The organism is Duganella sp. Root336D2 (genome assembly GCF_001425005.1).
Lineage (GTDB): Bacteria > Pseudomonadota > Gammaproteobacteria > Burkholderiales > Burkholderiaceae_D > Rugamonas.
On sequence record NZ_LMDB01000012.1, the window covers coordinates 700,381 to 714,458 of the forward strand.

Annotated in this window: 15 protein-coding genes; 11 read left to right on the forward strand and 4 right to left on the reverse strand. The window is 63.4% G+C overall.

The window, feature by feature from the left end:
- Positions 1-2 precede the first annotated feature (2 nt).
- The 6 genes from flhA to motD all read left to right on the forward strand — a co-directional run bounded on the left by flhA (position 3) and on the right by motD (position 6,723).
- Positions 3-2,129: a flagellar biosynthesis protein FlhA gene (flhA, locus tag ASD07_RS13335; RefSeq protein ID WP_055930653.1), complete on the forward strand. Its 2,127-nt coding sequence runs from the start codon at positions 3-5 to the stop codon at positions 2,127-2,129.
- A 211-nt stretch (positions 2,130-2,340) separates the two neighbouring features.
- Positions 2,341-3,690 (forward strand): flagellar biosynthesis protein FlhF, encoded by a 1,350-nt coding sequence (gene flhF, locus ASD07_RS13340; protein WP_055930656.1) that lies wholly within the window; start codon positions 2,341-2,343, stop codon positions 3,688-3,690.
- A complete protein-coding gene (locus ASD07_RS13345; protein WP_055930658.1) occupies positions 3,683-4,483 on the forward strand; it encodes a hypothetical protein in 801 nt (266 codons plus the stop codon). The genes flhF and ASD07_RS13345 overlap by 8 nt, the downstream gene beginning before the upstream one ends.
- Before the next feature lie 17 nt (positions 4,484-4,500).
- Positions 4,501-5,232, forward strand: coding sequence for an RNA polymerase sigma factor FliA (locus ASD07_RS13350; RefSeq protein WP_055930661.1), 732 nt, complete (start codon positions 4,501-4,503; stop codon positions 5,230-5,232).
- A complete protein-coding gene (locus ASD07_RS13355) occupies positions 5,214-5,960 on the forward strand; it encodes a flagellar motor protein (protein ID WP_055930664.1) in 747 nt (248 codons plus the stop codon). The genes ASD07_RS13350 and ASD07_RS13355 overlap by 19 nt, the downstream gene beginning before the upstream one ends.
- 1 nt (position 5,961) lies before the next feature.
- Entirely contained in the window at positions 5,962-6,723 is a 762-nt protein-coding gene (gene motD, locus ASD07_RS13360) for a flagellar motor protein MotD (protein ID WP_055930669.1), read from the forward strand.
- Between the two features lie 76 nt (positions 6,724-6,799).
- Here the strand turns inward: motD and ASD07_RS13365 are convergent, their stop codons facing one another.
- The 4 genes from ASD07_RS13365 to flgA all read right to left on the reverse strand — a co-directional run bounded on the left by ASD07_RS13365 (position 6,800) and on the right by flgA (position 10,016).
- Entirely contained in the window at positions 6,800-8,365 is a 1,566-nt protein-coding gene (locus ASD07_RS13365; protein WP_055930671.1) for a hypothetical protein, read from the reverse strand.
- Positions 8,366-8,439: 74 nt separating this feature from the next.
- Positions 8,440-8,904, reverse strand: coding sequence for a flagella synthesis protein FlgN (locus ASD07_RS13370; protein WP_229207136.1), 465 nt, complete (start codon positions 8,902-8,904; stop codon positions 8,440-8,442).
- Positions 8,905-8,910: 6 nt separating this feature from the next.
- Positions 8,911-9,234, reverse strand: a complete 324-nt coding sequence (gene flgM / locus ASD07_RS13375; protein WP_055930678.1) for a flagellar biosynthesis anti-sigma factor FlgM — start codon at positions 9,232-9,234, stop codon at positions 8,911-8,913.
- Between the two features lie 95 nt (positions 9,235-9,329).
- Positions 9,330-10,016 carry a flagellar basal body P-ring formation chaperone FlgA gene (flgA, locus tag ASD07_RS13380; protein ID WP_055931835.1) on the reverse strand — a complete coding sequence of 229 codons (687 nt, stop codon included), beginning with the start codon at positions 10,014-10,016 and terminating at the stop codon, positions 9,330-9,332.
- A gap of 128 nt (positions 10,017-10,144) precedes the next feature.
- Here flgA and flgB point away from each other — a divergent pair, with 128 nt between their 5' ends.
- From flgB to flgF, 5 genes are read left to right on the forward strand one after another with little or no spacing between them, the layout of a single operon-like run.
- Positions 10,145-10,564 (forward strand): flagellar basal body rod protein FlgB, encoded by a 420-nt coding sequence (flgB, locus tag ASD07_RS13385; protein WP_055930681.1) that lies wholly within the window; start codon positions 10,145-10,147, stop codon positions 10,562-10,564.
- Positions 10,564-10,968 carry a flagellar basal body rod protein FlgC gene (gene flgC / locus ASD07_RS13390; RefSeq protein ID WP_055930683.1) on the forward strand — a complete coding sequence of 135 codons (405 nt, stop codon included), beginning with the start codon at positions 10,564-10,566 and terminating at the stop codon, positions 10,966-10,968. The genes flgB and flgC overlap by 1 nt, the downstream gene beginning before the upstream one ends.
- 2 nt (positions 10,969-10,970) lie before the next feature.
- Complete coding sequence (locus ASD07_RS13395; protein WP_055930686.1) at positions 10,971-11,663, forward strand: flagellar hook assembly protein FlgD; 693 nt, start codon at positions 10,971-10,973, stop codon at positions 11,661-11,663.
- 24 nt (positions 11,664-11,687) lie between these two features.
- Positions 11,688-13,229, forward strand: a complete 1,542-nt coding sequence (locus ASD07_RS13400; protein ID WP_055930689.1) for a flagellar hook protein FlgE — start codon at positions 11,688-11,690, stop codon at positions 13,227-13,229.
- Between the two features lie 20 nt (positions 13,230-13,249).
- Complete coding sequence (gene flgF / locus ASD07_RS13405; protein ID WP_055930692.1) at positions 13,250-13,993, forward strand: flagellar basal-body rod protein FlgF; 744 nt, start codon at positions 13,250-13,252, stop codon at positions 13,991-13,993.
- Positions 13,994-14,078: the final 85 nt, after the last annotated feature.

Sequence of the window (14,078 nt, forward strand, 5' to 3'; positions counted from 1 at the left end):
GAATGAACGCCCTGAACATGCCGCCGTGGATGAGAGGCATCGTCGGCAACGGCCAATCCTTGGCCGCACCGATCCTGATCATCATGCTGCTGGCGATGATGATCTTGCCGTTGCCGGCGTTCGTGCTCGACCTGTTCTTCAGTTTTAACATCGCACTGTCGATCATCGTGCTGCTGACCAGCCTGTATACGGTCAAGCCGCTGGACTTCATGGCTTTCCCGACGGTGCTGCTGGTGTCCACCATGCTGCGCCTGTCGTTGAACGTGGCGTCGACCCGTGTCGTGCTGACCGAAGGCCACACCGGCCCGGATGCGGCAGGTAAGGTGATCGAGGCCTTCGGCCACTTCCTGATCGGCGGTAATTACACGGTCGGTATCGTGGTGTTCGTGATCCTGACCATCATTAACTTCGTGGTCGTGACCAAGGGCGCGGGCCGTATCGCTGAAGTGGGCGCACGTTTCGCCCTGGACGCAATGCCTGGCAAGCAGATGGCGATCGATGCCGACCTGAATGCGGGACTGATCGGCGAGCCGGAGGCGAAGCGCCGCCGTAATGAAGTGTCGCAGGAGGCGGAGTTCTACGGCGCCATGGACGGCGCCTCGAAATACGTGCGCGGCGATGCGGTGGCCGGCATCCTGGTTACCGTGATCAACGTGGTGGGCGGCCTGCTGGTGGGCATGATCCAGCACGACATGGGCTTTGCCGACGCGCTGAAAAACTACGTGCTGCTGGCGATCGGTGACGGCCTGGTGGCGCAGATTCCTTCGCTGGTGATTTCGATCGCGGCCGGTATCGTGGTGTCGCGCGTGGCCTCCGAAACCGACATCGGCACCCAGGTGATCAGCCAGCTGTTCGCCAAGCCGCAAGTGCTGTTCATCACTGGCGCCATCATCGGCGGCATGGGCCTGATTCCCGGTATGCCAAACCTGGTGTTCATCCTGCTGGCATCGACCCTGATCGGTTCCGGCTACATGCTGCAGAAAAAGGCGAAGGAGAAAGCGGAAGCGGATGCCACGCAAGAGGCCGGCGGTGCGGGCGGCGGCGGTGCGGCCGGTGCAGCGGCCGGGGCGCAGGCTGCGCCCGAGCAGGAAGAGGCAACCTGGCAGGACGTGCTGGCGGTCGATACCCTCGGGCTGGAAGTGGGCTATCGCCTGATCCCGCTGGTCGACAAGACCCAGGGCGGAGAACTGCTGAAGCGCATCAAGGGCATCCGCAAGAAGTTTGCGCAGGAAGTGGGCTTCCTGGCGCCGCCGGTGCATATCCGCGACAACCTCGAGCTGAAGCCCTCCGCCTACCGCATCACGCTGAAGGGCGTGGAGGTTGGCACCGGCGAGGCGTTCAACGGCCAGTACCTGGCGATCAATCCGGGCATGGCGAGCGGCACGCTGCCCGGCATGGTGACCACCGACCCGGCCTTCGGCCTGCCAGCGATCTGGATCGATGCTTCGCTGCGCGACCAGGCTACCGGCATGGGTTATACCGTGGTCGATGCCGGCACCGTGGTGGCAACCCACCTGAATCACCTGATTACTTCGCACGCTTCCGAACTGCTTGGCCGCGCCGAAGTGCAGTCGCTGCTGGATCACCTGGGCAAGGATTCGCCGAAGCTGGTGGAAGACCTGGTGCCGAAGATGCTGTCGTTGTCGGCCTTGCAGAAGGTGCTGCAGAACTTGTTGGCGGAGGGCGTGCATATCCGCGATATGCGCACCATTATCGAAACGCTGGCCGAGTTCACCCCGCATACCCAGGATCCGAACGACCTCACCGCGCAAGTGCGTGTGGCGCTGGGCCGGGCGATCGTGCAGCAGCTGTTCCCGGCCGGGGGCGAGCTGTCGGTCATGACCCTGGACAATCGCCTGGAACGTTTGCTGATGCAGGCCATGACCAGTGGCGGCGATTCAGCGGGTATCGAGCCGGGGCTGGCCGATACCATTGCGCAGCAGGCTGCGACGGCAACGCAGCAGCAGGAGGCGCTGGGTGTGACGCCGGTGCTGCTGGTGCCGGGGGCCCTGCGTCCACTGCTGTCCAAATTCCTGCGCCGTGCGCTGCCACAGCTCAAGGTGCTGTCGCATTCGGAGATTCCGGAGACGAAGACCATCCGGGTTACTTCGCTGGTGGGTGCGCAGTAAAACCGGTAATCCAGGTCTTTGACTTTCGACGAATATCAACGGCGCACCACCCAAACCGGTGGCCGCGGCGCTGACTGGGTCTGACCCTGCGGGTCAGACCCAGGTTTGCCGGTTTTGAATTAAGCGGCATTTCCCAAGCTATTCCACCGATTGTTACCCCGACGCATCGTCAATAATTTGACCATGTGCGAATAAGCCGGAGTAGCAGGAAATGAACGTTAAAAAATTTACCGCCCCAACATCTCGTGAAGCGCTGCGCAAGGTACGCGAAGCGCTTGGCCCGGATGCGGTGATCCTCTCCAACCGCGCTGTCGACGGCGCGGTGGAAATCCTGGCCCTGGCCGGCGACGATGCCGCAGCCCTGGCCCCGCACTCCCCGGATTCGCCGATGTCAGCGCCCGCGCCGCACCTGGAGCTGGCGCCGGCCCTGGTCTCCCAGCCGGCCGCCGCGGTGGTACGCGCCACTGCCCGCCAGGCGCCAGCCGCGCCGCGCGCACCGGCCCGCCCGATCGCACCTGCACCGGCACCTGCCGCGCCGGCAGTCGACATGGACCGCATTTCCTCGCTGGTCGCGGAGGCGGTCGCCAGCGCCAAAGCCACGGCCGCTGCCGAAATGACCAGCATGATGAGCGAACTGCGCGCCATGCGCGGCATGATGGAAACCCAGCTCAACGAACTGGCCTTCGCCAACACCCAGCAGCGCGAGCCGCACAAGACCGTGGTGCTGCGCGAAATGCTGGCCGCCGGCTTCTCCGCCAGCCTGGCACGCTACCTGACCGACAAGCTGCCGGCCGCCCGCGACGGCGCCGAGGCGTTGCAATGGATGCGCACCGTCCTGGCCCGCAACATCAACGCCATGAGCAACGAAGACGCGCTGCTGGAAAAAGGCGGCGTGTTCGCCCTGGTCGGCCCGACCGGTGTCGGCAAGACCACCACCACCGCCAAGCTGGCCGCGCGCTGCGTGATGCGCCACGGCCCGGAAAAACTGGCGCTGATCACTACCGATGCCTATCGTATCGGCGCCCACGAACAACTGCGCATCTACGGCAAGATCCTGGGCGTGATGGTGCACTCGGTGAAAGACGAAGCCGACCTGCGCATCGCCCTGAATGAACTGCGCAACAAGCACACCGTGCTGATTGACACTGTCGGCGTCAGCCAGCGCGACCAGATGGTGGCCGAGCAGGTCGCCATGTTGCAGGGCGTTGGCACCGACGTGCAGCGCATCCTGTGCATGAATGCCACCTCGACCCAGGAAACCCTGTCCGAAGTGGTGCGCGCCTACCAGGGCAGCGGCCTGGCCGGCGCCATCATCACCAAGCTGGACGAAGCCGCCTCGATCGGCTCCGCGCTGGACGTGGTGATCCGCCACAAGCTGCGCCTGTTCTACGCGTCCAACGGCCAGCGCGTGCCGGAAGACCTGCACCTGGCCGATCCGGCGGCGCTGGTGGGACGCGCCTTCGGCGGCCAGTCCGCCCCGAAATACGGCGACGCCGAACTGCCGCTGCTGGTAGCCGGCGCCGTGCACGACCCAATGCTGCGCGAGGTACGCTTTGGCTAATTTCGATTTCGACCAGGCCGAGGGCCTGCGCCGGATGCTGGCCGGCCCCCGGCCACGCATCATCACGTTCCTGTCGGCCACGCCGCAGGACGACAAAGGCGCCATGCTGGTTAACCTGGGCGCCTCGCTGTCGCAGGCGGGCAACGACGTGCTGCTGGTCGACGCCTGCGCCAGCGCGCACGGCGTGGTATCGCGCCTGGGCCTGGACCACGGCGCCAGCCTGCTCGACGTGGCGCGCCAGCACTGCGGCCTGAACCAGGTGCTGCATGCGGCGCCGCAAGGCTTCAATGTGGTGTCGATGACGCGCGGCGAATCGCGCCGCGGCCCGGACGAAGGGCGCCGCCTGGCCAAGGCTTTCGGCGTGCTGGCCAGCCAGAGCGGCATCGTGCTGGTGGACGGCGAATTTGATGGCGAAGCCTTCCCGGTACCCTTGATGGCCAGTTCCGAGATCGTGGTGCAGGTGTCAAACAGTGCCACTTCGATCAAGAATGCTTATATGATGATCAAGCGGCTCAACCATGAACTTGGGCGCCGGCCGTTCGGCATCCTGGTCACCGGCGCTTCGGAGGCCGAAGCAAGGGTGGTTTACGATAATATGGCACATGCGGCAAGCCGTTACCTGGCAGTCAACCTCGTTTCCATGGGGTCTGTGCCGGCCGACGAATACCTGCAGCGTGCAGCCCGGCTGGGTCGTGCGGTGGTGGACGCCTTCCCCCTGGCCGGGGCGTCAGTGGCCTTCCGCCAGCTGGCAGGGCGTTTTGCGATGGGGAGCTGCAACCATTTTAGAGCCTGAAAAGAATTAGAACCTTTATGTACACGGTCAAAGGGAAGGTGGACAAGGATTCCTTGCTGACGACGCACATGCCGTTGGTCAAGCGCCTGGCCCACCATATGAAGGCAAAATTGCCGCCCAGTGTGGAAGTGGATGACCTGGTACAGGCCGGCATGATCGGCTTGCTGGACGCTATTAACAGGTATGAAGAAACCCACGGCGCCCAGTTCGAGACTTACGCGGTGATGCGCATCCGCGGCGCCATGCTCGATGAATTGCGCTCTTCCGACTGGATGCCGCGCTCGATGCGGCAGGACATGCGCAAGATTGAAACCGCCATGGCCACGCTGCAGCAGCGCCTGGGCCGCCCGCCGACCGAGTCGGAAGTGGCGAAGTCGCTCAAACTGTCGCTGGCCGATTACCAGGAAATGCTGTCCGAGGGCGGCGGCCACCAACTGGTGTACTACGAAGATTTTCACGCGGAAGACGGCAACGACAGCTTCCTCGACCGCTACGCCCATGATGAAGATGCCGATCCGCTGCGCGCGCTGCTCGACACCGACTTCCGCCAGGCCGTGATCGATGCGATTGATGCGCTACCCCCACGTGAGAAAATGCTGATGGGCCTTTACTACGAGGAAGAGCTGAACCTGAAGGAGATCGGCGCCGTGATGGGCGTCTCCGAATCCCGGGTATCGCAGTTGCACACACAAGCCGTGGCGCGCCTGCGTGCCTCGCTGCGGGAGCAGGCATGGACTGGTCCAGCGTAGCCGGAGTGCTGCTGGCGCTGGCCGGCATCATCGTCGGCCAGGGGCTGGAGGGCGGCAAGATCACTTCCCTGCTGCAGCCGGCAGCCTTCGCCATCGTGGTAGTCGGCACGTTCGGCGCTGTCATGCTGCAAACCCGTTTGCCGACCCTGCGCCGTGGCCTGACCATGCTGCGCTGGGTCTTCAAGCCGCCGCCGGACAACCGCGCCCAGTTGGCGCGCGATATCAATAACTGGAGCATGCTGGCCCGCCGCGACGGGCTGCTGGCGCTGGAGCGCCCCATGCTGGGCGCCAAGGACAAGTTCATCGCCAAGGGTTTGCGCATGATCGTGGACGGCATCAACCCGGACAAGATGCGGCAGATGCTGGACATGGAAATCACCGCCTTCGAAACGGCGGAGCGCCAGGCGGTGCGCATCTGGGAATCGGCGGCCGGCTATTCGCCGACCATCGGCATCCTGGGCGCTGTGCTGGGCCTGATCCATGTGATGGAAAACCTGACCGACCCGAGCAAGCTCGGTTCCGGCATTGCGGTGGCTTTCGTGTCGACCATTTACGGGGTCGGCCTGGCCAACCTGTTCTTCTACCCGATCGCCAACAAGCTCAAGACCATCGTCACGCGCCAGGTCTACCTGCAGGAGCTGACGGCCACGGTGATGTACGACATCGCCACCGGCGACTTCACGCGCGTTATCGATGAGCGGATCGCGACCCTGATGCGGGAGCCGTGACATGCAGTACCGCCGCGCACGCCGCAAGTTCGACGACGACGCCGAGAACCATGAGCGCTGGCTGATCTCTTACGCCGACTTCATCACGCTGCTGTTTGCCTTCTTTGTGGTGATGTACGCGGTATCGTCGGTCAACGTTGGCAAGTACAAGGTGTTTTCCGACGCGCTGGGCGATGCGTTTGGCGGGGCTGGCGCTGCCCCCCCGACCAATACCGAAGTCCAGAGCCTGCCGATTCCCAATCCCGCTTCGCGCAAGCGCAACGAGGCGATCAAGAAGGAGAAGGAGCAGATGACGCGGCTGGCCAAGGACCTGGCCAGTACCCTGGCGCCGCTGGTGAAAGAGGGCAAGGTAAGGGTGACCCAGAATAGCCGGGGCGTGAGCGTGGAAATCAATGCTTCGGTGCTGTTCAATCCGGGCGATGCAAGGCTGACCGGGGAGTCGCGCGAGGCGCTGACCGCGGTGGCGACGCTGCTGAAGGATGACCCGCACAATGTGCAGGTGGAGGGGCATACCGATAATGTGCCGATCAGGAATGCGGCTTTTCCGTCGAACTGGGAGTTGTCGGCAGTGCGGGCGGGGACTGTGGTGCGGCTGTTTATCGAATCCGGGATTGCCGCTTCGCGCATGACGGCGGTGGGACATGCGGACAACCAGCCGGTGGCGTCGAATGACGATCCCGAGACGCGGGCGCGGAATCGGCGGGTGGCTGTGACGATTTTGTCAGGGGTCCCCGATCCGGCTACCGAAATTCCCAACCCGTAAAACCAGGGTCAGACCCAAGGGTCAGACCCTGACACGCGACCGCCGCAGACCTGGGTCTGACCCTGATTTACCGGGTTTAGGCGCGCAGCCGCTCCGGATGCGGCACCTGCTCCCGCAGCTTCTGCCTGCGCCGCCAATGCCATGCAGTTCCGATCGTCGCAACCAGCAGTACCAGCGCCGCCACCGGCCACGCCGACTTCTGCAAGTTCTGCTTCGCCTGCTCGTCCATCAACTCTTCAGGAAATGGCCGTGGCTCCACCGGTACCACCTGCCACTTGCTGCGATCCTCCGGCGCGCGCGCCATGAACTCGTCGATCGAATACGCCGGCGCCGAACCGAACGCGCGGCTGGAAGGGATCTGCGGAATCCGCACCAGCATCACCGCCTCCACATCCGACTTCAGCTGCTGCTCGAACCCGCTCAACTGGCGCCCGGCCTGGCCGCCCAGCACATTCAGCAAATCCTTGCCCAACGCATCAAACGCCACCGCCGGATGCAGGCGCGTCTGCTCCTCGGTGAAATAGCTGTAGGCCTTCTTGCCGCTGGCGATGCTCATTTCCTTCGCCGCCATGTAGGCAAAAGCGCCAACGGCCTTCAGGCGATTGGTCGGACCCTGCAGGGGCCATTGCCAGCCCAGTTTGCGCAGTACGTCGACATTGATCCCGGTGCAGTTGGCAGCCGCGTGCTGGTAGCTGAAATGGTGGGCATAGAAGGCGCGGAATACCTGGTTCACATTGCCCTGGTAGGCCTGCGCGGTGCGCGGATCTTTCAACACCGCCACCAGCATGTACGACGGCCGGTAATACTGCTGTCCGCTGTTCAAGTCCATCAGGTAGTTATCCATCGGCAGGGCCGAAGCGACGATACCTTTCTCGCTGGTCGAATCGAGGCCGTAGAAGTTATTCACCAGCCAGTCCGACCACTCGCCCTGCGGCCCCAGCCGGCCGGTGGCGATGGCGAAATGGCCGCCATATGCTTCGTCGTCGTCGCCCTGGGCTCCGCTGAGCATCATGGCCAGCACCGGCTTGCCGGACAAGTCGGCCGGCGCGGCGCCAGGCCGCTGCCATACCTTGCGCACCGCGTACTCGCCGCGCGCACCGCCGTCCGCATGACGTACGAAACCCTGCAGGTCGTCGTCGCCGGACAAGGGCTGTACTGGCAGCTTGCCCGCATCGATCACATAGTCGCGCGGCCAGATGGTGCGTGCCACGAACTGCTGGCCGGCCTCGTCCCACTGGCCGCGCACGCGCACTTCGCGCTGGCGGAAGAAGGCTTCCGAGCTGGCGTTGAAGTAGGAACGGTTGGTCGCGATCTTCGGCGCCAGGCGGAAATCGAGCGTGCCGCCATCGGCCGTGTGCAGCGCTTTTCCGTCAAAGCGCGCCTGCGGCACCAGTTGTGGCGAACCCAGCCAGACCAGGCCCGGTGCATCCTTGGCACCGGCAGCCGGCAGGGCAATCACCTCATCCTGGAAGTACCACAAGGCCTGCTTCTGGCCGCAGTCGTTGCAGCGGCCGTTGCTCAGGCGGTAGTTGTCGGCGGGCTGCAGTCCGAATTGTTCACCGCCAAGGGCGGAATGAACGGAGGCAGCACCGGCTTGGGCGGTCGTGGCCGCCAGAATAATTCCTGAGAGAAATGTGCGCATTCGCCCATTATGCAGAAGGTTGCATAAAAAGTCATTAATTCGAAAGGTCCGGCGGTGTGCCGGTTGCGAAAGGCTTAGCCGGCGATGAAGCCGCGGCGCGTGGTGCCGCCGGTGGTCATGCCGCTCGGTCCGTAGACCGTGGTTTGCCCCGGGCGCAAGGCTTGCAGTGCGCCCTGGGTATGGCCCAGGTGCTTGTTGATCAACACGCCGTTCAGGCGGTTCAATTCCTTGGCCGCGCGGGTCTGGTCCAGCAGTTGCTGCCACAATATATTGGCGGCGTCGTCATGCTGGGCTTCCAGCCACGATTCCATGCCCAGTTCCAGCGCCGGATAACCGGCCTCGGCGAGGGCGCGGTGGCGCGCGGTGGCCAGGGTGGCCATTTCGTTGACCAGGGCCGACTTGTGCGGAGTCAGCGAGGTCAGGTGGTCGATGTCGGCCGCTACCAGGTCTTGCTGTTCCTGTTTCAGGACATCCAGCAATTCCGTGATCTTGCTCAACTCAGCCTGCAGGCTGTGTTTAGGGGAGACAGCGGCCATCATGTTTCCTTAGCGTTGCTTACGTGCGTGCAGCAGGTCGCGGACCGTGTCCAGCAAACCGTCTGCCACTTTTTCCGAGTTGACCTGGAACTGGCCGTCAGCAATTGCCATCTTGATGCGCTCGACTTTTTTCGTGTCGAACACGGCATTGCTGGCGGCAGCGCCACTGGCCGCCATTGCCTGTCCTTGCGAGGACAGGCGCACATTGTCGGTACCTGCCTGTGGTGCGGTGGAAGTCGCTGCGGCGGCCTTGTCCGCGCTGCGCGCGTTCGTGCCCGTCGCGGGCGAACTTGGCAAGCCCGGCGTGTTCTTCAATGTATCGTTGATCTTCACAGCTTTATCCTCGTCTGGTTGGAGTACTTTACCCCGGCATACGAGTCTATAACGGCAATCTGCGGCCAAACTTTAGCTGGCATCGTGAAACTTGTTCAAAAAGCTACTTCGACCATTCCACCCAGGCGGGCAATTCCGCTGATTTGCTGGCCATTGCCGGTGCGGACTGCCACCACCTGGCCCTCGGCCGCCGAACCGGCTGCCTTGCCCTCGGCCGACACCGAGAAGCCATTGCCCTTGGTGACCAGCTTGACCAGTTGGCCCTGCAGGATCACCGGCTTGGCCTTGACCATGTCCACCCGCAGCGGGGTGCCGGCCGAAATCGACATGCTGCTGGACTTGCCGACCAGTTGCACCTTGTCGGTCGCAATTCCCGGCGGCAGGGCGGTCAGTTCGCCTTGCATCATTGCCAATTGGGCATCTTCGATCGCCTGGCCCTGGACCAGCGGTACGGCGGCGGCCACATAACTGCCTAACACCGATACCTGGGACTGAATATATACCGTCCACGGCGAAGGCGCCGCACAACGCACGCCGACCGTGGTCTTGCCCCAGGCGCGCGCACCCGGCATCAGGAACGCTTCCGGGGCCGGGCAGGGCGCCAGGTTCAGGCGCTGGTCGACCGCGCCGACGCTGACCGTGACCTTGCCCGGCAGGCCGGCAGTCTGGACTTGCAGGAATTGCTCGGCGACCTGGCGCAGGGCAGCAGGCTCCATGCGGGCCGGAGCGGCATGGGCCAGGCTGACGGCAAACAGGCTTGCAATGATGAGGACTTGTTTCATGCTGCCCATCTTAGCCCCGGCGCGCAAGCCGCAAGCCGCGAATAAGGGCAAAAACCCCGCCTTTCTCTTCCGATCAAGCAAGCACATTGCTCCGTATCATCGAACCTGTCATCAAGCGGAGAAGCGCCATGTTAGGCAAACTCGACAACTACCTGCTGTTCAACGAAACCGCCCTCAGCCTGCGTGAAAAGCGCCAGGCCGTACTGGCGTCGAACATTGCCAATGCCGACACGCCGAATTACAAGGCGCGCGACATCGACTTTTCCGCCAACTTGCAGGAAGCCATGCAGCGCGCGGCCACGCCGCAGCCCTTGCAAACCACGGCCAACAAGCACTTCCCGCGTCCGCCGCAGGATGGCAGCACGCTGCCGGACGGCACGCCGCTGCTGTACCGCCACCCGGCGCAGGGCGCAGTCGATGGCAACACGGTCGACATGGATGTTGAACGTAACAACTTTGCCGACAATGCATTGCGCTACGAAGCAGGCGTGACCTTTATTAATTCGCAGATCAAAGGCCTGCTGGCCGCGATCCAGGGAGGCCAGTAATGTCCTTGTTCAGCATTTTCAACGTTTCCGGTTCGGCCATGAGCGCCCAGGCCCAGCGCCTGAACGTCGTCGCCTCCAACCTGGCCAACGCCGACAGCGCCACCTCGGCCAGCGGTGAAGCCTACCGCGCCAAGCAGGTGGTGTTCGAAGCCACCCCGAGCGCCAACGGCGCCGCCACCTCGGTCAAAGTGAGCAAGGTGGTGGAAGACCCGTCGCCACTCAAGCAAGTCTACGACCCCAAGCATCCGCTGGCGGACGAGAAGGGTTATGTGACGATGCCGAACGTGAACGTAGTCGATGAGATGGTCAATATGCTGTCGGCTTCGCGCTCTTACCAGACCAATGTTGAAACCATGAATGCAGCCAAGACCATGCTGCTGAAAACCCTGACGATCGGACAGTAACCATGGCCATCACCAATACCCCCGTCACTGGCGGCAGCACGCCGACGCAAGCCCTGCTCAACGCGGTCAATACCCGCGGCAGTACCGGCTCCGACAAGAGCGTAACTGCCGACCAGGACAAATTCATGACGCTGCTGATCACGCAGCTGAAAAACCAGGACCCGCTGAACCCGCTGGACAACGCACAAGTGACCAGCCAGCTGGCGCAATTGCAGACCGTCACCGGCATCAACAAGCTGAACGAGACGATCGAATCGCTGAAGAAGGATTACGCCAATTCGGCTTCGCTGCAGGCGACCAACCTGATCAACCACGGCGTGCTGGCGGCCGGCAAGAACCTGCAACTGGCTTCAAGCAAAGGCCTGTTCGGTGTTGAGATGAAGAACGCGGTCGACACGCTGCAGATCGATATCAAGAATGCCAGCGGCAAGGTGGTGCACTCGCTCTCGCTGCAGTCGGTCGATGCCGGCGTGCTGCCGCTGGGCTGGGACGGCAAACTGGCTGACGGCAGCACCGCGCCCGATGGCATGTACAGCGTGGAAGTCAGCGGCACCCTGGGCGGCAAGGCTGCCGAAGGCTTGCAGGCGCTGACTTTCGGCACCGTGGCCAGCGTGTCCACCGGCGCCGGCGGCACCAGGCTCAATGTTCCTGCCATCGGTCAATTGACCATGGACGACATCAAACAAGTTTTGTAAGCCCAACCTGATAGGGGAAATACCATGTTTCAACAAGGTCTCAGCGGTCTGAACGCCGCAGGCAAGTCGCTCGACGTTATCGGCAATAACATCGCCAACGCGAGCACGGTGGGCTTCAAAGGTTCGCAGGCACAGTTCGCCGACCTGTACGCCAACTCGCTGAACGGCGTGGCCGGCAACAACCCGGGTATCGGCGTGAGCATTTCGCGCATCGCGCAGCAATTCACGCAGGGCAACATCGAAACCACCAACAACCCGCTCGATATCTCGATCAATGGCGGCGGCTTCTTCCGCACCGTGGCGCCCAGCGGCGAAGTGCAGTACTCGCGCAACGGCCAGTTCCTGCTCGACAAGAACGGCATCATCACCAATGCCCAGGGCAATGCCATCACCGGCTACCTGGCCACCAAGGACGGCGTCATCCTGGCCGGCGCACCGGTGCCGATCAAGATCGACACCGCCGACCTGACCCCGGTCGAGACCACCGAAGCGAACTTCAAGATCAACCTGTCGTCCACCTCGCCGATCCCGAGCAAAGTGCCGTTCGATGCTGGCGATCCGCTGACCTACAACAAGCAGACCGTGATGGACGTGTTCGACAGCCTGGGCAATGCCCACACCATGTCGATGTTCTACGTGAACAAGGGCAGCGGCGTATGGGATGTGTACGCCGGCAGCGATGGCGTGCAGGTCAGTGCCAAGGCCGTGGCGCAGGCCGTACTGGCCGACCCGGCTGCCAAGGCAGCCCGCGTGGCCTACGATGCTGCCGCAGCCGCGAACAATCCAGCCGGCATGCTGGCAGCACAGCAGGCCTACTCCGCAGCCGCCGGCGCCGCCATGACCGCCGCCGCTACCGCTGCCGGTGCGACTGCCGCCCAGCTGGCGAAACTGGCCGCCGTGTACACGCCCCCGACCGACGTTGGCGCCATCCCCGGCAACAGCCCGGACATCATCGACCAGAAACTGGCAGCGGCAATTACAGTGCCGGCCGTGAAAGTGGGCACCCTGGGCTTCGACACCAACGGCCAGCTGAGCGCAGCGAAAATGGCGCTGATGGTGCCGCCGCAGACCCTGCCGTTCTCGATCAACCTGCCGATCTTCCCGGACAACGGGGCCGACCTGGTCATGACGATCTCCACCAACTTCGTCGGCACCACCCAATACGGTTCGCCGACCAGCGAAAAGGAATCGACGCAGAACGGCTACTCTTCGGGCAGCCTGCAGCGTTTCTCGGCTGACGCCAGCGGCACCATCATCGGCCAGTACAGCAACGGCAAGTCGCGTCCCCTGGCGCAATTCGTGCTGGCCAATTTCGCCAGCCCGGACGGCCTGATCCCGCTCGGTAACAACGTCTGGGCGGAAAGTTCGGCGTCCGGTGCGCCGCAGGTCGGTGCGCCGGGCCAGGGCGGCCTTGGCAATTTGCGTTCCTCGTCGGTTGAATCGTCGAACGTGGACCTGACCAAGGAACTGGTCGACATGATCACTGCGCAGCGCGTCTACCAGGCCAATGCGCAGACCATCAAGACCCAGGACTCGGTGCTGCAAACCCTGGTCAACCTGCGTTAACCGGATAAAGCGAGCAAGCGATGGACCGCCTTGTCTACACCGCCGCCACCGGCGCGCGCCACATCCTGGAGCAGCAGGCCACCACCTCGAACAACCTGGCCAATGCAACCACGACCGGCTTCCGCGCCCAGCTCGATTCCTTCCGCGCCGTTCCCGTGGTGGCGGAAGGCTTGCCGACCCGGACCTTCGTGGTCGACAACACCGTCGGCTCGGACTTCCGCGCCGGCGCTATGCAGACGACCGGGCGGGCGCTGGACGTGGCCTTGCGCGGCGATGGTTTCATTGCCGTGCAGTCGAGCGACGGCTCCGAGGCCTACACCCGCAACGGCAGCCTGAAGGTCAGCGAAAACGGCATGCTGCAAACGGCTGCCGGCCTGACCCTGGTGGGCGAGAACGGCCCGATCGCCATTCCGCCCGACGCCCAGGTGGCCGTTGCCGCCGATGGCACGGTGTCGGCCATCGACACTACCCAGACCCAGCCTGGCCCCTCGAATGTGCTGGGCCGCATCAAGCTGGTGAACCCGGACGTCAAAGGCCTGGTGCGCGGCGACGATGGCCTGTTCCGCCAGCAAAGCGGCCTGCCGGCCGATCCCGACCAGGGCGTGCGCCTGGCGGACGGCACGCTGGAAGGCAGCAACGTCAACCCGATCGATGCCATGGTCAATATGATTACCCTGGCGCGCTCCTTCGAAACGCAAATGAGCCTGTTGAAGAACGCGGAAAACAATGCTGCCAAAGCGACACAGATCTTGGCTTTGAATTAATATTGCGTCAATGATGTTGCTATGAGGCAACGTGCGGCGCGCGAACCATTGCGCGTCGCGCCTGGATTCCTCATCATGGAATCTT

Bases quoted from the DNA above. Each gene is read 5' to 3' on its own strand.
- flgB (WP_055930681.1), top strand. From the start codon at position 10,145: ATGTTAGGCAAACTCGACAACTACCTGCTGTTCAACGAAACCGCCCTC.
- flgC (WP_055930683.1), top strand. From the start codon at position 10,564: ATGTCCTTGTTCAGCATTTTCAACGTTTCCGGTTCGGCCATGAGCGCC.
- ASD07_RS13395 (WP_055930686.1), top strand. From the start codon at position 10,971: ATGGCCATCACCAATACCCCCGTCACTGGCGGCAGCACGCCGACGCAA.
- flgA (WP_055931835.1), bottom strand. From the start codon at position 10,016: ATGAAACAAGTCCTCATCATTGCAAGCCTGTTTGCCGTCAGCCTGGCC.
- motD (WP_055930669.1), top strand. From the start codon at position 5,962: ATGCAGTACCGCCGCGCACGCCGCAAGTTCGACGACGACGCCGAGAAC.
- flgF (WP_055930692.1), top strand. From the start codon at position 13,250: ATGGACCGCCTTGTCTACACCGCCGCCACCGGCGCGCGCCACATCCTG.
- ASD07_RS13355 (WP_055930664.1), top strand. From the start codon at position 5,214: ATGGACTGGTCCAGCGTAGCCGGAGTGCTGCTGGCGCTGGCCGGCATC.
- flhA (WP_055930653.1), top strand. From the start codon at position 3: ATGAACGCCCTGAACATGCCGCCGTGGATGAGAGGCATCGTCGGCAAC.
- flhF (WP_055930656.1), top strand. From the start codon at position 2,341: ATGAACGTTAAAAAATTTACCGCCCCAACATCTCGTGAAGCGCTGCGC.
- ASD07_RS13365 (WP_055930671.1), bottom strand. From the start codon at position 8,365: ATGCGCACATTTCTCTCAGGAATTATTCTGGCGGCCACGACCGCCCAA.
- ASD07_RS13370 (WP_229207136.1), bottom strand. From the start codon at position 8,904: ATGATGGCCGCTGTCTCCCCTAAACACAGCCTGCAGGCTGAGTTGAGC.
- ASD07_RS13350 (WP_055930661.1), top strand. From the start codon at position 4,501: ATGTACACGGTCAAAGGGAAGGTGGACAAGGATTCCTTGCTGACGACG.
- ASD07_RS13400 (WP_055930689.1), top strand. From the start codon at position 11,688: ATGTTTCAACAAGGTCTCAGCGGTCTGAACGCCGCAGGCAAGTCGCTC.